This window comes from Albidovulum salinarum (assembly GCF_025673475.1).
Lineage (GTDB): Bacteria > Pseudomonadota > Alphaproteobacteria > Rhodobacterales > Rhodobacteraceae > Albidovulum > Albidovulum salinarum.
Genome location: NZ_JAOVQO010000015.1, coordinates 25,543 through 44,933 on the forward strand (window position 1 = coordinate 25,543; position 19,391 = coordinate 44,933).

The following is a 19,391-nucleotide window of genomic DNA, read 5'->3' on the forward strand; positions in this document are numbered from 1 at the left end:
ACATGGGCAAGGTTGTCTGCGTCGGCCTCGGCCCCGGCGATCCCGATCTGATGAGCGTCAAGTCCGACCGGCTGGTGCGCTCCTCGACCCACATCGCCTATTTCCGCAAGGCGGGCTACGAGGGCCAGGCGCGGCGCATCGTCGAGGGGATGCTGCGCCCTGACGCCATCGAGTACCCGATGGAATACCCCGTGACGACCGAGATCCATTTCTCCGATCCCGAGTACAACCGGGTGATGGCGGAATTCTACGAGGCCTGGGCAGAGACACTGGCCAAACTGGCTGAAACAGAGACTGTTCTGGTTCTCTGCGAGGGCGATCCGTTCTTCTACGGCAGCTTCATGCATCTCTACACGCGGCTTCGGACCCGCCGCGCGGTCGAGGTCATTCCCGGCATCACCGGCATGTCCGGCTGCTGGACCGCGACGGGCGAGCCGATCACGTGGGGCGATGACGTGCTGACCGTGGTCACCGCGACGATGGGCGAGGAGGAACTGACCCGCCGCATCCGCGACACCGACGCGCTCGTGGTGATGAAGATCGGACGCAACCTCGAGAAGCTGAAGCGCTGCCTGACCGCCGCCGGTCGGCTCGACACCGCCTGGCTGGTGGAACGCGGCACGATGACGGACCAGAAGGTGCACCGGCTTTGCGAAGCGCCCGCCAAGGTGCCCTATTTCTCGATCGCCGTCGTGCACGGGCAAGGGCGGCGGCCATGAGCGGCTGGATCGCGGTAGCCGGCCTCGGGCCGGGCGACGAGCGGCTGGTGACCGATGAGGTGCGCGCCGCTCTGGCCGAGGCGACCGATGTCGTCGGCTACATTCCCTACGTCGCTCGGGTCGCGCCGCGCGACGGGCTGACCCTGCACCCCTCCGACAACCGGGTGGAGCTCGACCGCGCGGGCCACGCGCTCGACATGGCGGGCGAGGGCAAGCGCGTCGTCATCGTCTCCTCCGGCGATCCCGGCGTCTTCGCCATGGCCTCGGCCTTGTTCGAGGCGCTGGAGGAACGGCCGGACGCGCAGGCCTACGACATCCGCATCCTGCCCGGCATCACCGCGATGCTGGCCGCCGCCTCGCGGCTCGGCGCGCCGCTGGGCCACGATTTCTGCGCGATCAACCTGTCGGACAACCTCAAGCCCTGGGAACTGGTGGAGCATCGCCTGCGCCTCGCCGCGCAGGCCGGTTTCGCGATGGCCTTCTATAACCCGCGTTCCAAGAGCCGCCCGCACCAGTTCGCCCGCGCACTGGAGATCCTGCGAGAGGAGGCGGGGCCGGAGACGCTGATCTCCTTCGCCCGCGCGGTGACGACGCCTGAGGAGGCACTGAACACCGTGACGCTCGGCGAAGCGACGCCCGAGATGGCCGACATGCGCACCGTCGTCATCGTCGGCAACCGCGACACCCGCCGCGTCGGCCGCTTCGTCTACACCCCGAGGTCGGCGCGGTGAGCGAGGAAGGCCATCACCTCATCCAGGTCCCGCGCGATGCGGCGCGGCGGCAGGCTTGGCCGGTCAATCAGGATCACCGGGATCCCGAGCCGGCGCGCGGCGTCGAGCTTCGCCCGCGCGCCCGAGCCGCCAGCGTTCTTGGCGACGATATGGGTGATGCGGTGGTCCCTCAGAAGCGCGCGGTCGCCCGCCTCGGTGAAGGGGCCGCGCGCGATCACGGCTTCCGCGTCGGGCAGCGGCAGCGCGCCCTCGGGCGGATCGACGAGGCGCAGCAGGTAATGGTGCTGCGGCTTCGCCGCGAAACCCGCAAGGGTCTGCTTGCCGATGGCGAGGAAGATGCGGGCCGGGGTCACGGGCAGGGCGGCGACGGCGGCCTGAAGGTCCGGAACATGGGTCCAGTCATCGCCATCGCCCGCTTGCCAAGGCGCACGTTCGTAGGCGCAGAGCGGCGTGCCCGTCTCCGCGCAGGCCGCGATCGCGTTGCGGCTCATCTCGGCGGCGAAGGGATGCGTCGCGTCGACGACATGGGTTATGCTCTCGGCCCGCAGGTAGCGGGCGAGCCCCTCGGCGCCGCCGAAGCCGCCGATCCGGGTCGGCAGCGGCTGCGCCACCGGCGCTTCGGTGCGTCCGGCATAGGAGAAGACCGCCGTCACGCCCGTCGCCGCGAAGTGGCGGGCGAGGCCGGAGGCCTCCGTGGTGCCGCCGAGAAGAAGGACGCGCGTCATGGCTGATCCCTGGCTGACGATCATCGGTCTTGGCGAGGATGGCCTGTCGGGTCTGACCGAGGCAAGCCGCGCCGCTCTGGGTGGCGCCGATATCATCTTCGGCGGGCCGCGTCATCTGGCTTTGGTGGAGGCTGGGGCGCGCGGGCGGGAATGGCCGGTGCCGTTCAAAATAGACCCTGTTCTGGCGGAAAAGGGCCGGAACGTGGTGGTCCTCGCGTCCGGCGATCCGTTCTGGCACGGCGCCGGCGGATCGCTTTCCGCGCATCTTCAGCCCGGCGACTGGGTCTCGCATCCCGCACCCTCGACCTTCGCGCTCGCCGCCTCGCGGCTTGGCTGGCGGCTGGAGGAAACGGTCTGCCTCGGCCTTCATGCCGCGCCGTTCGAGCGGCTGGTTCCGGTTCTGGCGCGCGGGGTGCGGGTGATCTGCCTCGTCCGCGACGGGTCGGCGGTGTCCTCCCTGGCGGAATGGCTCACGGCAAAGGGGTTCGGCCCGTCGCGCCTGACGGTGCTCGAATCGCTCGGCGGGCCGTCCGAACGCATCCGCGCCGCCACGGCGGAGAGGTTCGACATCGCGGACGCGGCCTATCCGGTCGCGGTCGCCATCGCGGCTGAGGGTGCCTCGGGCCTGCCGCACGCCTCGGGCCTGCCGGATGAGCTTTTCGCCTCAGACGGGGTGATGACCAAGCGGCCGGTCCGGGCACTGACGCTCTCGGCGCTGGCGCCGCGCCCCGGCGATGTGCTCTGGGATCTCGGCGCGGGCTCGGGCTCGATCTCGGTCGAATGGTGCCTCGCGGCGCCAGGGGCCACTGCGCAGGCGGTCGAGAGCCGGGCCGACCGGGCGGCGAACATCAGGACCAATTCCGGGGCCTTCGGTCTCGGCCACCGGCTGACGGTGACCGAGACGGACTGGCCCGAGGCGCTGGAAGGGCTGCCGAGGCCGGATGCGGTCTTCATCGGCGGCGGCGCGAATTCGGCTGGAATAGACATGGTTTGGGCGGCGATTCCGCCGGGAGCGCGGCTCGTCGTCAACGCGGTGACGATCGAATCGGAGGCGCTCCTGGCGGAATGCCATGCCGCGAAGGGCGGCAGCCTGATGCGGGTCGAGATCGCGGTGGCGGAGCCCCTCGGGCGGATGCGCGGCTGGATGCCGGCGCGTCCGGTGACGCAGTGGAGCGTGGTCAGATGAGGGTCGCGGGGATCGGATTCCGGCGCACCGCGACGCTCGCCTCGCTGAGGGATGCAGTCGAGCGCGCCGGGGGCGGGGCGGAGCTTCTTGCGACTGCCGCGTCAAAGGCCGAGGCGCCGGCGGCGCGGGAACTGGCGGCGGAACTTGGGCTCAGGCTCTGCGGGTTCGACCGGGCGGTGCTCGAGGTCGAGGAGACGCTGACCCATTCGGCGCGGGTCGCCGAGAGGTTCGGCGCAGGATCGGTGGCTGAGGCGGCGGCTCTGGCCGCGGCCGGGCCGGGAGCGCGGCTTCTCGGGCCGCGGGTTGTATCGGGCGACGGGCTGGCCACGGCCGCCATCGCGATTGGGAGAGACGAATGACTGTGCATTTCATCGGCGCCGGACCGGGCGCCCCCGACCTTCTGACGCTGCGCGGCCGCGACCTGATCGCCGCCTCGCCGGTCTGTCTTTATGCCGGCTCGCTGGTGCCCGAGGCGGTGCTTGGCCACTGCCCGGAAGGCGCGAGGATCGTCAACACCGCCCCCCTGTCGCTCGACGAGATCATCGCCGAGATCCAGGCGGCGCACGAGGCGGGGCAGGACGTGGCGCGGCTCCATTCCGGCGATCTCTCGGTCTGGTCGGCGATGGGCGAGCAGCTTCGGCGGCTGCGCGAGCTGGGCATTCCCTATGACGTGACGCCGGGCGTGCCCTCCTTCGCCGCAGGCGCCGCGGCTCTGGGGGCGGAACTGACCCTGCCGGGCGTGGTGCAGTCGGTGGTGCTGACCCGGACCTCGGGCCGGGCGACCTCCATGCCGCCGGGCGAGACGCTGGAGAACTTCGCCCGGACCGGTGCGGTCCTGGCGATCCATCTCTCGGTCCATGTGCTCGAGAAGGTGGTGGCGGAACTCACGCCGCATTACGGCGCCGACTGCCCGGTCGCGGTGATCTGGCGCGCGAGCTGGCCCGACCAGCGCATCGTGCGGGCGACGCTCGAGACGCTGGAGACGGCGGTGGGGGCGGAGATGGAGCGCACGGCACTGATCTTCGTCGGCCGTTCGATCGGGGCGGAGGAGTTTGACGAGAGCCGGCTCTATGCCGGCGATTACGACCGCCGCTACCGGCCCGTCGGGACCCATCCGCGCTTCCCGGAGACCGAGGCGTGACCGGAGCCGACCGGGTATCGGCCCGCCCGGGGCGGGCCGACCGAAGCGGGGGGCCGTCTGCCCCCCGCACCCCCCGAGGGTATTTCGGCAATGAAGAAGGGGCGCGCGGTGGTTCCTGACGGGCTGATCATCTCGGCGCCGGCCTCGGGCACGGGCAAGACCACGCTGATGCTGGGGCTTCTGGGCGCGTTCCGGGCGTCCGGGCTTCAGGTGCAGCCCTTCAAGTCGGGGCCGGACTACATCGACCCGGCATTTCACCGCGCGGCGTCGGGGCGGTTTTCCGTCAATCTCGACACCTGGGCGATGGCGGAGGACCGGATTGGCGGGCTCATCGGGGCGGCGAACGGGGCCGATCTCGTGCTGGCCGAGGGCTCGATGGGGCTCTTTGACGGCGTGGCCGTGGCTGGCGAGGCCGGGACCGGGGCCTCGGCGGATCTCTCGGCGCTGACCGGGTGGCCGGTCGTGCTGGTGCTGGACGTGTCCGGCCAGGCGCAGTCGGCGGCGGCGGTGGCGCTCGGCTTCGCGCGGATGCGGCCGGATGTGACGGTGGCGGGCGTGGTCCTGAACCGGGTCGCCTCGCCCCGGCACGAGGCGTTGGTGCGCGCCGGGATGGCGGCGGCGGGGATCCGGGTCTTCGGCGCCCTGCCGCGGCGGGCGACGATCGAGGTGCCGGAGCGACACCTCGGGCTCGTTCAGGCCGAGGAGACGCCGGAGCTTGACCGGATCATCGCCGATGCGGCGGAGTTCGTGGCCGCGCATCTCGATCTCGACGGCTTGCGCGCGGCGGCGCGGGCGACCCGGCTTTCGCCGGGCGCGCCGGTTGCGGTGGCGGCGCCGGGGCAGCGTATCGCTCTCGCGCAGGACCAGGCGTTCTCCTTCGTCTATCCGCACCTTCTCGATGGCTGGCGCGCGGCGGGGGCGGAGATCCTGCCGTTCTCGCCGCTCGCCGACGAGGCCCCGGAGCCGAGCGCCGATTGCTGCTGGCTGCCGGGTGGATACCCGGAACTCCACGGGGCGCGGCTCGCGGCAGCGGGGCATTTCCGGCAGGGATTGAGACGGTTTGCCGACACCCGCCCCGTGCACGGCGAATGCGGTGGCTACATGGCGATGGGGGCGGCGATCATCGACCGCGACGGCGTGGGTCACGAGATGGCGGGGCTTCTCGGCCTCGTGACCTCGTTCGAGAAGCGCAGGATGCATCTCGGCTACCGGCTCGCCACACTTTCGGCGCCGGTGCCGGGGCACGGGACGGGGGCGCGGCTCAGGGGCCACGAATTTCACTACTCGACGATCCTTGAGCAGCCGGATATGGCGCTCGCGAGCGTCGTCGACGCCAATGGCGATCCGGTGCCCGAGACCGGGTCGCGCCGGGGCCAGGCCACCGGCACGTTCTTCCACCTGATCGCGGAGGCGACATGAAGGGTTTCGTCAGTTTCGTTTCCTCCGGCCCCGGTGATCCGGAGCTGTTGACGCTGAAGGCGGTGGACCGGCTCCAGAAGGCCGATGCGGTGCTCTTCGACGATCTCTCTTCGGGTCCGATTCTCGCCAAGGCGCGCGAGGGCGCTGACATGGTCGGGGTCGGCAAGCGGGCGGGGCGAGCCTCGCCGAAGCAGGACCATGTGAGCCGGCTTCTGGTCGATTACGCGAAATCCGGCGCGAAGGTGGTGCGGCTGAAGTCGGGCGATTCGGGGCTCTTCGGGCGGCTCGAGGAGGAGATCACCGCCTGCCGCGAGGCAGGGATCGACTACGAGATCATTCCGGGCGTGACCTCGGCGATGGCGGCGGCGGCGGCGGCGGGCATCCCGCTCACCCGGCGTCTAACCGCGCGGCGGGTCCAGTTCGTCACCGGCCATGACGTCACCGGCGCGCTGCCCGAGGACCTGAACATCGCGGCACTCGCCGATCCGACGGCGACGACGGTTGTCTTCATGGGCAAGCGCACCTTCGCCGAGCTGGCGCGGCGTCTGCAGGGGGCGGGCATGTCGGCCGAGACGCCGGCGCTTCTGGCCGAAAGCGTCTCTACGCCGGCGGAAAAGATCGTTCGCGGCACGCTGGGGTCGATGGAACGCCTGATCGAGGCCGAGGCCTCCGACGGGCCGGCGCTGATCCTGCTCGGCCCCCTGGCCGAGGGGAAATGAGCGCCGTCACCATCACCGTCTGCCGGTCCTGTCCGGCGGGGCAGGCCGGGCTTGCGGCGCGACTCGCCGAGGCGGTCGGCGATGCAGCGGCCGTGCGCGAGATCGACTGCATGTCGGGCTGCACCCGGCCCTCGACGGTGGCCTTCCGGGCTGAGGGCAAGACCGCCTATCTCTTCGGCGAGATCACCGAGGCCGAGATCCCGAATCTCGTGACCTTTCTTGCGCTCTATGCCGCCGCGCCCGACGGCACCCTTGCCGATGCGCGCCCGCTCGGCACGCTGAGGGAAAAGGCGATCGCCCGGATTCCGGGCTGACAGGTCGCAATCGGCGCGGCGATTGGCGCTAATCCGCCTTGACCGGATGGTCCGCTTGCTGGCAGATGGAAGGGCATGGTGTCCATCAGGCGCAAAGCGTCCGGACCGAAACGGGAATGGGGAAGGGTGGACCAAAGGCGGCACCCGAAGCCCCAACCGCCCCCGCGACTGTGAGCGGCGAGCGGCTTTCCAACGGCCACTGGGGTTCGCCCCCGGGAAGGCGGAAGGCCGCAGCGACCCGCAAGTCAGGAGACCGGCCATGTGGGAAGGCAACAAAAGCCGTCGGGTGTGACGGCAAGGAGAACGACATGAACGCTACGACCCATTCCGCCGCCAAGACCTCCACCGGGCTCCTGTCCATCGTCTTCGTTGCGCTGATCGGTGCGACGATGCTGTTTGTCGCGGGCCACGCCCAGTCGGCGACGCTGCACGATGCCGCGCACGACATGCGCCACGCGACCGGCTTCCCCTGCCACTGAGCAGGACCTGACGGTCTGAACCAATGATCCAACGTTTGCTGGCCGGCGGGCTGATCGCCGGCTTTGCAGCGGGGCTGTTCGCGGCTCTGCTGCATTTCGCGTTCATCCAGGAGCTGATCCTCCTGGGTGAGGAATACGAAACCGGGGCGCTGGTGCATTTCGGCGGTACGGGGGAGGCGGCTGAGGCTGCCGGCCACGACCATGCCGAGGGGGAACCCGCGCATGATGACGGCGCCGCCGCGGAAGAGGGCGAGACTTCCGCCGTCACCCGCAATGCGCTCACCGTGCTCTTCACCGGGCTCATCTACGCGAGCTACGGGCTGATCCTCGTCGCGGGCTTCGCGCTGGCCGAGCATTTCGGCCGCAGGGTCGAGGCGCGGGACGGCATCTTCTGGGGCCTCGCGGGCTTTGCCGCGCTGATGCTGGCCCCGGCGATGGGGCTGGCGCCGGAATTGCCGGGATCGGTCGCTGCCGAGCTTGGCGCGCGTCAGGCCTGGTGGCTCGGCACGGTCGTCGCGACGGCGGGCGGGCTCGCGCTGCTCGCCTTCGGCCGCGGTTTCGTGCCGGCGCTGATAGGCGGGGCGCTTCTGGCCGGGCCGCATCTGATCGGCGCGCCGCATCCGGAGGGCTTTTTCGGTGTCGCACCGCCGGAAGTGGCGGGCGAGTACTCGGCCCGCGTCCTCGGCGTCGGCTTCTTCGCCTGGGCGGCGCTTGGCTGGCTCGCGGCGCGGCTCTGGACCCGGGACGCCTGACGGGCTTGACAGAAAGCACCGGCCCCGCGCGAGGTGTTGCGCGGGGCCTTTTGTTATCCAGCGCGGAAGGGCGCACATGATCGAGCTTCTTCTCATCGGCATCGGCACCGGCAATCCGGATCACCTGACGCGGCAGGCCGAGAAGGCGCTGCGCTCGGCCGACCTCGTGCTGATCCCGAGGAAGGGCGCGAACAAGGCCGATCTCGCGGAACTCAGGCAGGCGATCTGCGATGAGTTGCTGCAAGGCAGCGCGGCGCGGGTGGTTGCGTTCGACCTGCCGAAGCGCGACGCGGAAAACCCCGACTACCGCGCCGGGGTCGACGACTGGCACGACGCCATCGCCAGGGTCTGGACAGACACTATTCAGGCCGAAATCGGCGATACGGGCCGGGTGGCGCTGCTGGTCTGGGGCGATCCCTCGCTTTACGACAGCACGCTCCGGATCGCCGGACGGGTGGACCGGGCGGTGCCGCTCAAGGTCACGGTCATTCCCGGCATCACCTCGCTGCAGGCGCTGACCGCGTCCCACGCGATCCCGATCAACGAGATCGGCGCGCCGTTCCTCGTCACCACCGGCCGGAAATTGCGCGAGGAGGGCTGGCCCGCTGGCGCCGACACGCTGGCGATCATGCTCGACGGCGAGTGCTCGTTCCAAGCGGTCGACCCGGAAGGCGTCACGATCTGGTGGGGCGCCTATGTCGGCATGGCCGAGGAGATCATCCTCTCCGGTCCGCTCGCCGAACTGGCGCCGCGGATCGTCGAAACCCGCGCCGAGGCGCGGGCGCGGCATGGCTGGATCATGGACATCTACATCCTGCGAAGGGCCTGAACTGGGGGTCGCGAACTTTCGGCGAAAATTCGGGTTTCCGTCAGCCCTGCCGGATCGTGTCGCCCGGTTCGAGCACCGGCGTCAGTTCGACATGCTCGCCGCCGATCAGCCCGGCGTCGCTGTGGCCCGAGATGATCTGGGCCGCGCGCCGCCCGATCTCGCGCCGGCAGGCATCCATCGTGGCGAGCTTGCGCGGCAGCCCGTCGAGGAGATCGACCCCGTTGAACCCGGCCAGCCCGAGCTTGCCCGGCACGTCGATCCCCTTGTCGAGGCAGTAGAGCAGCCCGCCCGCCCCGATCATGTCGTTCGAATAGTAGAGGAAATCGAGATCCGGGCTGCGCTTCAGGATCGCCTCGGTCATCTCGCGCCCCTTGAGGAGCGCCGAGCCGCCCGAGTAGAACTCGCTGTCCGCAAGCTCGATCCCGGCCTCGGCCAGCCCCGCCTCGAACCCTTCGAGCCGTTTCCGCGCCCGGTGGTCATGCGGCATCTTGGTACCGAGAAAGCCGATCCGGCGGTAGCCCGCGCCAATGATCGCGCGCGCCATTTCGAGCCCGGCGCGCTTGTGCGAGATGCCGACGACCGAGTCGACCGGCGTGCCGTCGACATCCATGATCTCGACGATCGGGATGCCGGCGTTCTGCAGCATCGCCCGCGCCGCGTCGCTGTGTTCGAGCCCGGCGATGATCACCCCGGTCGGCCGCCAGGACAGCATCTCGTAGAGCACCGCCTCCTCGCGCTCGGCCGAGTAGTTGGTGACGCCGAAGACCGGCTGCAGGCCGCTTTCCTCCAGTTCCTCGGATATCCCGCTCAAGACCTCCGGAAAGACGAGGTTCGACAACGAGGGGATGATCACCGCGACGAGGTTCACACGTTGCGAGGCAAGCGCGCCGGCAATCTTGTTGGGCACGTAGCCGAGCCTCTTGGCCGCCTCGAGCACCCTTTCGCGCGTGGAGTCCGAGACATCGCCGCGATTGCGCAGCACCCGGCTGACGGTCATTTCGGAGACACCCGAGGCTTCGGAAACGTCGCGCAAGGTCAGGGTCCGGCGCGGCTCGGCGGGTCCGTTGCTGCTCACGGGGCGGTCTCCAGCTTGGTTGGCGTCACTTCTGATTAGCGCCAAATTTCGGGCTTGTCCAAGCAATCGGTTGCAAAAAATTAGCGCTAACGGCGACCGCGCCGCCGGTGGCGGGTGCCACGATCCGCGCGGCGGGGCGCCGACTTTTCTTGAAGCCCGCCGACACTCGGACTAAAGACAAGGGGGCGGATCACTTGACCGGCGTTGACGGGGTGAACCGACCGCGGTGCAGCGCGCTGTATCGGTGCGGCCTCGTAGCTCAGGGGATAGAGCGACCGCCTCCTAAGCGGTAGGTCATAGGTTCGAATCCTATCGGGGCCGCCAAACATGTGCCAGCCAATGGCGAAGAGGTATGCCGGTGGTCGAAAGCCGGTCCCGCAGTCCCGGACAGGTTCGCGGATGGCAGTGCCAGATTCTGCCGGAACGCGAGAGATTGGAGCCGCGACGGCAGTCTGCCGCTGGAGTTCAAGACCGGTTTCGGAACGCGTTCCGTCATTTTCGCGGCGCGGCAGGCGCCGGTCGTCCCCGCATCAAGCAAGGTTCTGGTTGCGTGGCGGATCCCTGCCGACGAGGCGGAGCTGGTTCGCCGGGTCCGGTTTGCAAGCCTTGGTCGGATTGACAACGAAACTTGATAGTGTAGTGCCATGCCCGACGAAGTGAGCGAAAATGGCATCACGAGGGCGCGATGGGTTTGGCGATTGGAGGGTTTCACCGAAGCGGAACGTCTTCCGTCACACAACACCTGGCCCAGTCGGGGCTTAACCCCGGGACCAATCTGATCGGCGCGAACGAGTACAACCGCTATGGCCATTTCGAGGATTGGCCTCCGGTAACGTTTCACGACGAGGTGCTGGCGGCGGCCGGACTGGACTGGGCCTCGGTCACCTACAACGACATTCCTCTCGTGGAAAGGGACCGCGAATTCATAAGAGGCTACTGCGCCGAGCGGGAGGCGAATGCCCCGGTATGGGGGTTCAAGGATCCGCGTGTCTGCCAGTTCCTGGGCCACTGGATGGACGTCGTCCCATCGCTCAAGGCGTTGATCGTCTATCGTTCGCCTGCGGAATGCAGCTGGTCGCTCTACCGCCGCTCGGTCCGTGAGGTCGTTCAGGGAACCGACAGAAATCAGACGAGCGCGCGGTTTCTGACGGAGCCGGACCACGCACTGGCGCTCTGGGTCACTCACAACGAGAAGCTGCTCGAAGTGGCCCGGCGGTTTCCGGAGCGTACGATCGTTGTCGGTCATGCCAGTTTCGCCGCGGGACGAAATCTCGCATCCGAAGTGCGGGATCGCCTCGGACTCGATCTTGAGCCGGCCGATGTGGCGGATACATTCGATGCCAAGGCTGTAACGCGCGCCGTCGCGCCCCTGCCGGTGATGAGCCGGGAACTCACCTCCGCCGCAGGCGACATCTGGGACGAGTTCGAAAGCCTGGACACCGCGGGCAAGGGGAACTTCGGGCATGCCGCCGCGCAGTTCAGCGACGATCCGACCGGATTGATCCTGACAAATGCCCTGTTGACGCTTCAGATCGGGGAAACCCGCAAACTGGTCGATCGTGAATTCAATCACAATAAAGAAAAAGCCGCGATCAAGGTTGCACGGAAGCTGAAACGCTGGCCGTTCTCGCTCTTTTTTTCACGGAGCGACAAGTACCGCTCTCTCATCGACGAGATTCTCAAGTGATTTATGTCTTTACCACCTGCGCTCTGAACTATTATCCGAACGCCGTCCTTCTGGCGCGTTCTCTGGAAAAGTTCCTGCCGGAGGCGCGGCGTGTCGTGTGCATCGTCGATCGCGATCTGGGCGACACAGATCCGCAGGCGGACGGCTTCCACGAAATCTACCCGCTCTCGGCCATAGCCGATCATGTTCCCAATCTGGACCAGTGGCTCTTTCAGCATACCGTCATGGAGCTGGCGACCGCGGCAAAGGGATTCGTGCTGGCCGACCTTCTTGATCGGCCGGACTGCGATGCGGTCCTGTTCTTCGATCCCGATTGCGAGATCCACTCCACCTGCCAGACGATCCTGGACGCCGTTTCGCGGCACTCGATCGTTCTCACGCCGCATGCGAACATTCCGCACGTCAAGGATCCGTGGGTCTTCTTCGAACTCAACACGCATCGCGTGGGCGTGTTCAACGGCGGCTTTCTTGGCGTCCGGGCCGATCAGGAAGGCAAGGCCTTTGGGAAATGGTGGCGCCATCGCCTCACCGACTACTGCCTGATCGATGACAAGAGGCGGCTGTTCACGGACCAGAAATGGCTCGACCTCGTGCCGTGCTATTTCGACAACGTTAAGGTGTTGCGCCAGCCGACCATGAACCTGGCGCGCTGGAACACATTCCAGCGCAAGGTCGAGCAGACGGCGGACGGCACCGTCCTCATCGACGATGCGCCCGCCGATTTCATCCACTTCTCCGGCTTCCTGAAGAAGGGCGGATATGTGCGCGGGCTCTACGATGCCACTTCCGAGAAGTGGTGCGATGATGTCGGTACGCTCGATGCCCTGTCGGAAGCCTACGCGGAGCGCCTGGCTCCGTTTCAGGCGCGGGAGGACTGCTCGCGCGACTGGGGTTACGGCACATATCGCGACGGCGTCACCATCCCGGACGACCATCGCCGCATGTACCACCAGGACCGGCGCCTGAGAAAGGCTTTCCCCAACCCGTTCGATGGGGGCGAGAAACTGCGCAAGGAGCTGAATCGTGTGGAAAGGGCGCCCGGTCCTCAGACGCCGGAACCACGCCATGCACGCAGGCGCTCGCTTCTGTCAAAGCTGTGGAAGCGCATCCGGTCTTGAGAAAGGTCTCCGAGACAGTACTCGGACCAGCTAATAATCACTGTGAGCGAACTCCGCGCATACCGCCATCGCACCGCAGCGATTGCCGATTAGGGAACATCCTTGGCATGACGCAAGTACTTCCAGTTTCATTCAGTTGCATCGTCGATAGGCCACAGTCGATCCAGTCCGCGGCAGTCCGCTGGGCGAACGCCCTGATCCGCATCGAAGGGGTTGATCCGTCGCGCATCTTCATCCAGTCGGTCGACAAGGATCTGCCGGTTCTCGATCATTTCCGGGCGCTCGGGACCAATGTCATTCCGGTGGACCGCTTCGGCGACGGCAAGCACTGCAACAAGCTGGTGCAATTCGACTGCCACGAGCGTTTCGAAGACGGCGCCATCGCGCTGTTCGACTGCGATACCGTATGTAGCGGGACGTTCAGCGAGACGGTCTCACGTCGCTTCCGGAAACGGGCGGGCGTATCGGGACATCGTTTCGCAATGGGAAAGACGGTCGACGCCCCTAACCCTCCGGCAGATCTGTTCCTTCGGCTCCGCGACCATTTCAAGATCAACGCCGAGTTCCGCATGATCGCAGGAACGCTCGAACGCGACCTGACGCCCGAAGGTTACTTCAACGGAGGCCTCTACTGCCTGCCGACGGCGCTCGCCGGCGAATTCGGCGGCCGCTGGAAGGAATGGGCCGGGCGGCTCCTCGGCAGCTCGCAGGCCAAGATCATCCTCGACAGCTATTTCTGGCATGTGGATCAGATCTCGTTCTATTTCGCAGCTCTCGACGCCGGGCTGGATTTCGAGATCCTGGACAACACTTTCAACTGCGCGACACATTATGTCTGGCCGCAAGTGAACGAGAACAGCGATCCGCCCCGGGTCATCCACTATCATCACAACCTGAGGTCCGATGGTCGCATTGGGACGATTGGCTCGCGAACACTCGACCGGGCGACAAATCGCGTTAACGATGTCCTGGCGCCGCTGCAGGCCGAAGTCGAAGCGCGCTTCGGCCTGACCGAGCAGCGGCCGTTCAAGAACTGGATTGAAATCGAACCCACCATGTCCATCACGTCACAGAACCTCAGCCATCTGCATGCCTTGCTCAGGCTGGCCGGCATAGAGACGGCCCGGTCGGTCGCCGAGCATCGCTGCGCCTCGGCGCGCCATATCGAAGGGCTCGACGTCAAGGAGTATGCCGGTTTCGAGGAACGCGCGGCCTATGCCGAAAGCGCCCGGCAACGATTGCCTGGGCACCACGTCGAAAGCCGCGGGCTCACGCGTTCGGACAGGGCCGAAATGGTCATCTGCCTTGACCTGGCCGGCGCCCTCGAGACGTTCAAGAGTATCGAGGCCCTCGTTGACGAGCTCGCCCTGGCCGCGTCGCACAGCGTTCTCCTGGCCGGCGAATGCGTCTCGACCGCTCTTCTCGGCGACGATCCGGAAATCACGCTCGATGTCGCCGGCAGTCTCAGGCGGTCCGGTCAGTTTCAGCATGTCATGTCTCTCGCCCGGCATGGCGGGCGTGACGTGTTCCTTGCGCTCAAGCCGGCAGCCGTGTCGGCCCTGGTAGCCGACGGACCGGCGGGCACGGGGCGTCTGCTCGACGCCTCCGCAGACTCCGCGGCGGTACTGCGCACGCTCCTCGCCGCACGCGCGGCCCGGAGCGGCGCGGCCGGCGAGGCGGCGATCGACGCCGCGTCGCTGATCGAGCTTCCGTGGATCGTCCGGACGCTGGAGGACAACCTGGAGGCGCGGCGTATCGGTCTGGTCGGCCCGGAGCTCACACCCGTGTCGGCGGGTCTTTCCGGCTGCGGGGCATCGCTCGTCACGATGACCGCCGACGCGGTCAGGCTGTCGTTCACCAAGACGGGGAACGCTTCGGGGAATGCTCAGAAGACGGGTGGCACGAACGACATGGCGCAGGCGAAGTGCGACGCCTGGGTCATCGACCGCTCGATCTGGCGGACGTTGGCGAATGATCGTGCGGCCGCACTGAGCCGTGTCACGCATTTGCTCAATCCCGGCGGCATGCTCCTGTTCACGTTCGATCTCGAAAAGCGCACCAACAACCTGACGTCTGCGGACGGGTCGCTCCTGACGCTCGAGCGGGTGCTCGCCGAGATCGAGGCGATGGGCTACCATGTTCAGTCCAAGCGCATCGTCCCGATGCCCTTCAGCATTCCGAACGATCTTGCGCTTGTGCAGGCGATCTACGTTGGCGCAGGCGTGCCGCATATCGTCAGCAGCAAGGCCCTGAAACGCTCGCGGACACCGGAATCGCTTCGAAATTTCGAACGCAGGATCCGGCATATGATTCGCGGGACAAAGGCCAATGGCTGATCCGGCGCCGATCTCGATCGCCCTACGCATCGACGACGGACTCCGGCAGTCTTATCTCGCGCTGCTCTTTCTCGCGAGTTGCGGCGAATTCCTGCGCAATCCGATACGGCAGGTGCTGATCCACGGGCGCAGGGAAGAGGATCTGTCGGTCCTGAGGGAAGAGATGGGCTTGTTTGGTGACCTCGCCGTCAGCTTTTCCGTCGGTCCCGAGCTGCCGGATGCCCCGACGGACGAGCTGTGGCTGGTCGGAGAGCCTGCATTCTTCTTCTCGCGGGACCTGACGCTTTCAGACGGTTTCGCGATCTCGGCTGCATCCGGATCGCTCGCGCTCCTTCACGGGCCGGGAGCGCCGACCTCCGCGGTGCCGGAGGGCATCGTTGCCTTCGACGACGGCCTCGCCGCGAATGGACTCGTCACCGGAAAGAGCCTGCTCGATCACTCGCCCCAGGAGGTGGCGCGCGTCCAGCAAGCCTTCCGGACGGTCTTCAGCAACCGCGCCTTCTGGAACCGCCGCTATGCGCTCTGTCCGCAGCTGGGCAGCGGCCTCGGCTCGCGCGGGCGCTTCCAGGAACTTAAACGCCGGATTCTTACGGATTTCGTCGTCGATCCGGGTCATTCGGTTCTGGACGTGGGGTGCGGCGACCTCGAGGTCGTCAAGGATCTTCGGTTCGCGTCCTATACCGGAATGGACGTATCGGAGACCTCGATCCATCACGCCCGCGACATCCGCCCCGAATGGACCTTCCACCTCGGTTCCACCGAGCAGATCGATCCGCCCGGCGCGGACGCCGTGATCTGCTTTGACGTGCTGATCCACCAGCCGACGGTGGAAAAGGCGCGCGCCCTGATCGACTTCCTGTCCGCGCATGCGCGCCGGCGTCTGATCGTGTCCGGCTACGACCGACCGGTTGAGAGCCGGCACATCGTCTATTCCCATCGTCCCCTCCACGCGCTCCTTCGGGAGCTCGACGGCTGGAAGGAGCCGGTGAAGATTGCGGCCTACCATGACATGTCGGTGTACATGATGGACCGCATCGACACGGACGACGACTCTGCAATGCCGATGCCCGCGGCCGTGGCGCCGAAGAAGTGCAGCCCGCTGGTGACGGTGACGGTGAATACGTACAACAACCAGGATCAGATCCTGCGTTGCCTGAACTCGCTCGCCCGGCAGAGCGAGGGCAATGTCGCGGTCAATGTCATCGACGACGGCTCGGAGGACGGAACCCGGACGTTGGTCACCGAATTCGCAAACGCCGATCCAAGGTTTCGCGTGGTCGGCGGGCCGAACAAGGGCATTTCGGCGCGAAGGAATGAAGGGCTCCGGCTGGCGCACGGTACATATCACCTGTTCGTCGACGGAGACGACTGGCTCCCGGATGACGCGATCGCGACGCTTCTGGACCTAGCAACCGAGAGCGGCGCGGAAATCGTTCGCGGCAGTCATCTCTTTTACAACCTCAACGGCAAGTCGGGCTTTGAGGTCAATCCTTTGGAACAGATGCACCAGCCCGAGATTCGCGCGGCCCGATTCGATGCGGTTCCGAGCCTGACGATGCTGTGGACGACCTGGAACACGCTGATCCACCGCAGAGTCATTGCTGACAACTACCTTCGTTTCCACGAAGACCTGATGCTCGGAGAGGACCGGATATTCCTTCTTGAGGCGTTCATGGCATGCCGTTCCATAACGATGACCAAGGAGGTCACCTACTACTGGGACCGCAGCGACAAATGGCACGGCAGCCTGTCGCGGTCGCAAGACCCGGCACAAAGGCTTCGGGCCATCCGTCTCTGGCTCGCGCTCGCCCGGCGGGACGCATCATGCTCTCGGCGGCATCGGGATATGGTGGAGGTCTCCGCGTTCCATGAGGCCGTGAAGATCCTTCTGGAACAGCCAAAAATGCCGGCCGCGCTCGCGATCGGGTATCACCGCCTGCTGGAGACGATGGACTTCCCGCCCCGCCTGCTCCGCGATCGCACGATCAAGGGCTGGCAGGGATCGGTCGAAGAACGGTCGTGCCAGATCTACGACGATCTTCGGCGCATCGGACGGATCGACTGCGACAACCTGATCTAGGAGCTGGATCCTGTGATCTGGCGCCTCTCAGCGCGCCAGGTTCCGCGTGTGAGCGCCGGGCATGGCGGCTTGGCTTGTCTGTTGCCCTCATGAGTCTTCGCACCCGGACATGGCGGATGTACGTTCCCGGCCGGAGCCGCCCGGGAACGCTTTCCTAATCCGCGGCCAGTTCCCGGCCCAGCTGGAGAAGGCCCGGATCTTCGGGTGCGGCCGAGAGCGCCTCGTCCAGCACCTCGCGCGCCGCTTCGGCCCCATCCGTCGCCGCCGCGAGGCGGACGAGCATGATCCAGGCGTCGCTCCGCTGCGGGTCCATCCGCACCGCCTCGCGGAACGCCGCCGTGGCGCCGGCAACGGAGCGCATCGTCAGCGCCATCCCGGCGAGCTGCAGATGCGTCTCCGGGAAGTCGAGCCGGCTCGCGAGCGACGCTTGCCATTCCGACATCGCCGCCTCGAGCGCCGCCTGTGCCTGGCCGGGCAGTCGAACGATCGGGCTGCCGAGCATCGCGCGCGCCGCCGCGATCCGCACCGGCCGGACCGGGTCGCCCAGGAGCCCGATGACCCGCATCACCCGCTCCTGCGGCGGCGCCTTGATCTGGAGCCCCAGGGCGGCGGCCCGCACGAGCGGATCGTCGTCCTCGAGCAGCGTCGCGAGGCGGTTCACGGGCTCGGGCGCGTCGGCATTTTCCAGAAGCCAGAGCGCGGTGGCGCGGACGATGCCGGGCTGGCTTTCGTCGGCGGCGAGGTCGGCGAGATCCCCGGCGGCGGCGGTGGGATTCTCGCGGCCGTGGGCGAGTACAGTGCCGAAATGTGGGCCGCGGTTGTTGCTCATCGGATACCAGGCCGCGATCCGCTCGGCGGCCCAGCCGGCGGTCTGGTCCTGATGGCAGGTCGTGCAGGCGTCGGGCGCAGCGGTCTCGGCCGCGAGGTCCGGCCGCGGGACACGGAAGGAATGATCGGCGCGCCAGTCATTGCCCATGTAGACGCGCTCGACCATGTGGCAGCTCTTGCATTCGGCGGCCGTCGTGCCCGGCGCGTGGAAGTGGTGCGCGGCGCTGTCGTAGTCCGCCGGCTCAAGGCTCGGGAAGTCCGGGTTGCCCGAGGGGTTGTGGCAGCGGGTGCAGACCGCGTTGCCCTCCGCCACCAGCTCCGCCGTATGCGGGTCGTGGCAGTCTCCGCAGCCGACGCCCTTCGCGTACATCTTCGACTGCAGGAACGAGCCGTAGACATAGACCTCGTCCTGCGACTGGCCGTCCGCGTAGTAAAGTCCGGGCCGCAGCAGCGAGAGGTTGTAGGACTGGTGATAGGGCGTGCCGGGATAGGGCGAGCGGTCGTCAAGGGCCTCGCGACGCGAATGGCAGGTGGCGCATTGCTGGATCATCGAACCGGTCGTCGCGAAGGATTTCGAGAAGCCGACCGCGTCGAGGTCGAGGCTGTACCCCTTGATCTCCTTTCCCGCGGCCCAGGCCAGATGCGCCTCGCCCGGCCCGTGACAGGCCTCGCAGCCGACCCCGATCTCGGCCTCGAACGAGGCATAGCTCCGCTTTGCCGGATCGTAGTTCTTGCGGTACCCCGTGGCGTGGCACTCCGCGCAGCGGGCATTCCAGTTCTTGTAGGGCCCGGTCCAGTGCAGGCCGTCGCCCGGTGGCAGGTCCTGATCGGGATAGAGATGGAACCAGCGGTGCGCCTCGCTGTCCCAGACGACATCGAAGCTCTGCAGGCGGCCCGGCTCGGTCTCGAGGAGATATTGCTGCAGGGGCTCGATCCCCGCGACGGAATGGACCCTGTATTCGGTCGTGCTGCCTTCCTTCTCCGTCACCTCGACGAAGTAGCCGCCGTCTGCCCCCAGCCGGAACCGCGCCGTCATGCCGTCATGCGCGAAACTGGTGCCGTCGAAATCCGCGATCACCGTCTCGGGCGAGGGCTCGGTCCAGGCCAGCGCGTGGTGCGAGCCCGACCAGCGCGCGGTTTCGTCGGCATGGCACCCGGCGCAGGTGTCCGACCCGACATAGGCCGGCGGCACCTGCGCCGCGGCGGGCAGGCCGAGCAAAGTGAGAACGATGGCAACAAATCTCAATCGCATG

18 protein-coding genes, 1 tRNA gene and 1 riboswitch are annotated in these 19,391 nt (G+C 67.2%); of the genes, 16 read left to right on the forward strand and 3 right to left on the reverse strand.

What is annotated here, in order from left to right:
* The first annotated feature begins 2 nt into the window (after positions 1-2).
* Entirely contained in the window at positions 3-719 is a 717-nt protein-coding gene (locus OEZ60_RS15590) for a precorrin-2 C(20)-methyltransferase (protein ID WP_263338124.1), read from the forward strand.
* A complete protein-coding gene (gene cobJ, locus OEZ60_RS15595; RefSeq protein WP_263338126.1) occupies positions 716-1,450 on the forward strand; it encodes a precorrin-3B C(17)-methyltransferase in 735 nt (244 codons plus the stop codon). Before OEZ60_RS15590 ends, cobJ begins: the two co-directional genes overlap by 4 nt.
* Here the strand turns inward: cobJ and OEZ60_RS15600 are convergent.
* Positions 1,426-2,175: a cobalt-precorrin-6A reductase gene (locus tag OEZ60_RS15600; protein ID WP_263338129.1), complete on the reverse strand. Its 750-nt coding sequence runs from the start codon at positions 2,173-2,175 to the stop codon at positions 1,426-1,428. The genes cobJ and OEZ60_RS15600 overlap by 25 nt on opposite strands.
* Between OEZ60_RS15600 and cbiE the strand changes: the two genes are divergently transcribed.
* The 9 genes from cbiE to cobF all read left to right on the forward strand — a co-directional run bounded on the left by cbiE (position 2,174) and on the right by cobF (position 9,014).
* Complete coding sequence (gene cbiE / locus OEZ60_RS15605; protein ID WP_263338132.1) at positions 2,174-3,361, forward strand: precorrin-6y C5,15-methyltransferase (decarboxylating) subunit CbiE; 1,188 nt, start codon at positions 2,174-2,176, stop codon at positions 3,359-3,361. The two genes, OEZ60_RS15600 and cbiE, sit on opposite strands and share 2 nt — an antisense overlap.
* Positions 3,358-3,720, forward strand: coding sequence for a cobalamin biosynthesis protein (locus OEZ60_RS15610; RefSeq protein ID WP_263338134.1), 363 nt, complete (start codon positions 3,358-3,360; stop codon positions 3,718-3,720). The genes cbiE and OEZ60_RS15610 overlap by 4 nt, the downstream gene beginning before the upstream one ends.
* Positions 3,717-4,502, forward strand: a complete 786-nt coding sequence (gene cobM, locus OEZ60_RS15615; RefSeq protein WP_263338137.1) for a precorrin-4 C(11)-methyltransferase — start codon at positions 3,717-3,719, stop codon at positions 4,500-4,502. The genes OEZ60_RS15610 and cobM overlap by 4 nt, the downstream gene beginning before the upstream one ends.
* A 90-nt stretch (positions 4,503-4,592) precedes the next feature.
* A complete protein-coding gene (locus OEZ60_RS15620; RefSeq protein ID WP_263338138.1) occupies positions 4,593-5,921 on the forward strand; it encodes a cobyrinate a,c-diamide synthase in 1,329 nt (442 codons plus the stop codon).
* The gene (cobA, locus tag OEZ60_RS15625) at positions 5,918-6,640 is read left to right on the forward strand and encodes a uroporphyrinogen-III C-methyltransferase (protein WP_263338140.1); all 723 of its coding nucleotides are present in this window, start codon (positions 5,918-5,920) and stop codon (positions 6,638-6,640) included. Before OEZ60_RS15620 ends, cobA begins: the two co-directional genes overlap by 4 nt.
* Positions 6,637-6,954: a DUF1636 domain-containing protein gene (locus OEZ60_RS15630; RefSeq protein ID WP_263338142.1), complete on the forward strand. Its 318-nt coding sequence runs from the start codon at positions 6,637-6,639 to the stop codon at positions 6,952-6,954. Before cobA ends, OEZ60_RS15630 begins: the two co-directional genes overlap by 4 nt.
* 59 nt (positions 6,955-7,013) lie before the next feature.
* Positions 7,014-7,230, forward strand: a riboswitch (cobalamin riboswitch).
* A gap of 32 nt (positions 7,231-7,262) precedes the next feature.
* Positions 7,263-7,433 (forward strand): CbtB domain-containing protein, encoded by a 171-nt coding sequence (locus tag OEZ60_RS15635; protein WP_263338144.1) that lies wholly within the window; start codon positions 7,263-7,265, stop codon positions 7,431-7,433.
* A gap of 23 nt (positions 7,434-7,456) precedes the next feature.
* Complete coding sequence (locus OEZ60_RS15640; RefSeq protein WP_263338146.1) at positions 7,457-8,185, forward strand: CbtA family protein; 729 nt, start codon at positions 7,457-7,459, stop codon at positions 8,183-8,185.
* Between the two features lie 76 nt (positions 8,186-8,261).
* Entirely contained in the window at positions 8,262-9,014 is a 753-nt protein-coding gene (cobF, locus tag OEZ60_RS15645; RefSeq protein ID WP_263338148.1) for a precorrin-6A synthase (deacetylating), read from the forward strand.
* Between the two features lie 40 nt (positions 9,015-9,054).
* Here cobF and OEZ60_RS15650 read toward each other — a convergent pair whose 3' ends face one another.
* Positions 9,055-10,089: a LacI family DNA-binding transcriptional regulator gene (locus tag OEZ60_RS15650; RefSeq protein WP_263338150.1), complete on the reverse strand. Its 1,035-nt coding sequence runs from the start codon at positions 10,087-10,089 to the stop codon at positions 9,055-9,057.
* 248 nt (positions 10,090-10,337) lie between these two features.
* Here OEZ60_RS15650 and OEZ60_RS15655 point away from each other — a divergent pair.
* From OEZ60_RS15655 to OEZ60_RS15675, 5 genes are all read left to right on the forward strand, one after another.
* Positions 10,338-10,413, forward strand: a tRNA-Arg gene (locus tag OEZ60_RS15655).
* A 361-nt stretch (positions 10,414-10,774) separates the two neighbouring features.
* Positions 10,775-11,776: a hypothetical protein gene (locus tag OEZ60_RS15660; protein ID WP_263338151.1), complete on the forward strand. Its 1,002-nt coding sequence runs from the start codon at positions 10,775-10,777 to the stop codon at positions 11,774-11,776.
* Entirely contained in the window at positions 11,773-12,894 is a 1,122-nt protein-coding gene (locus OEZ60_RS15665) for a hypothetical protein (RefSeq protein ID WP_263338154.1), read from the forward strand. Before OEZ60_RS15660 ends, OEZ60_RS15665 begins: the two co-directional genes overlap by 4 nt.
* A gap of 107 nt (positions 12,895-13,001) precedes the next feature.
* A complete protein-coding gene (locus OEZ60_RS15670) occupies positions 13,002-15,230 on the forward strand; it encodes a hypothetical protein (RefSeq protein ID WP_263338157.1) in 2,229 nt (742 codons plus the stop codon).
* On the forward strand, positions 15,223-17,310 hold the full coding sequence (locus OEZ60_RS15675) for a glycosyltransferase (protein WP_263338160.1): 2,088 nt from the start codon (positions 15,223-15,225) through the stop codon (positions 17,308-17,310). Before OEZ60_RS15670 ends, OEZ60_RS15675 begins: the two co-directional genes overlap by 8 nt.
* A gap of 154 nt (positions 17,311-17,464) precedes the next feature.
* On the opposite strand, the gene OEZ60_RS15680 is transcribed toward OEZ60_RS15675, so the two are convergent.
* Complete coding sequence (locus OEZ60_RS15680; RefSeq protein ID WP_263338162.1) at positions 17,465-19,390, reverse strand: multiheme c-type cytochrome; 1,926 nt, start codon at positions 19,388-19,390, stop codon at positions 17,465-17,467.
* Between the last annotated feature and the right edge of the window lies 1 nt (position 19,391).

Excerpts from the sequence above, each read along its gene's own strand:
- OEZ60_RS15630 (WP_263338142.1), top strand. The coding sequence starts at position 6,637 with ATGAGCGCCGTCACCATCACCGTCTGCCGGTCCTGTCCGGCGGGGCAG.
- cobF (WP_263338148.1), top strand. The coding sequence starts at position 8,262 with ATGATCGAGCTTCTTCTCATCGGCATCGGCACCGGCAATCCGGATCAC.
- OEZ60_RS15635 (WP_263338144.1), top strand. The coding sequence starts at position 7,263 with ATGAACGCTACGACCCATTCCGCCGCCAAGACCTCCACCGGGCTCCTG.
- OEZ60_RS15640 (WP_263338146.1), top strand. The coding sequence starts at position 7,457 with ATGATCCAACGTTTGCTGGCCGGCGGGCTGATCGCCGGCTTTGCAGCG.
- OEZ60_RS15610 (WP_263338134.1), top strand. The coding sequence starts at position 3,358 with ATGAGGGTCGCGGGGATCGGATTCCGGCGCACCGCGACGCTCGCCTCG.
- OEZ60_RS15590 (WP_263338124.1), top strand. The coding sequence starts at position 3 with ATGGGCAAGGTTGTCTGCGTCGGCCTCGGCCCCGGCGATCCCGATCTG.
- cobJ (WP_263338126.1), top strand. The coding sequence starts at position 716 with ATGAGCGGCTGGATCGCGGTAGCCGGCCTCGGGCCGGGCGACGAGCGG.
- OEZ60_RS15680 (WP_263338162.1), bottom strand. The coding sequence starts at position 19,390 with ATGCGATTGAGATTTGTTGCCATCGTTCTCACTTTGCTCGGCCTGCCC.
- OEZ60_RS15675 (WP_263338160.1), top strand. The coding sequence starts at position 15,223 with ATGGCTGATCCGGCGCCGATCTCGATCGCCCTACGCATCGACGACGGA.
- cobA (WP_263338140.1), top strand. The coding sequence starts at position 5,918 with ATGAAGGGTTTCGTCAGTTTCGTTTCCTCCGGCCCCGGTGATCCGGAG.
- OEZ60_RS15670 (WP_263338157.1), top strand. The coding sequence starts at position 13,002 with ATGACGCAAGTACTTCCAGTTTCATTCAGTTGCATCGTCGATAGGCCA.
- cobM (WP_263338137.1), top strand. The coding sequence starts at position 3,717 with ATGACTGTGCATTTCATCGGCGCCGGACCGGGCGCCCCCGACCTTCTG.
- OEZ60_RS15600 (WP_263338129.1), bottom strand. The coding sequence starts at position 2,175 with ATGACGCGCGTCCTTCTTCTCGGCGGCACCACGGAGGCCTCCGGCCTC.
- cbiE (WP_263338132.1), top strand. The coding sequence starts at position 2,174 with ATGGCTGATCCCTGGCTGACGATCATCGGTCTTGGCGAGGATGGCCTG.
- OEZ60_RS15660 (WP_263338151.1), top strand. The coding sequence starts at position 10,775 with ATGGGTTTGGCGATTGGAGGGTTTCACCGAAGCGGAACGTCTTCCGTC.
- OEZ60_RS15620 (WP_263338138.1), top strand. The coding sequence starts at position 4,593 with ATGAAGAAGGGGCGCGCGGTGGTTCCTGACGGGCTGATCATCTCGGCG.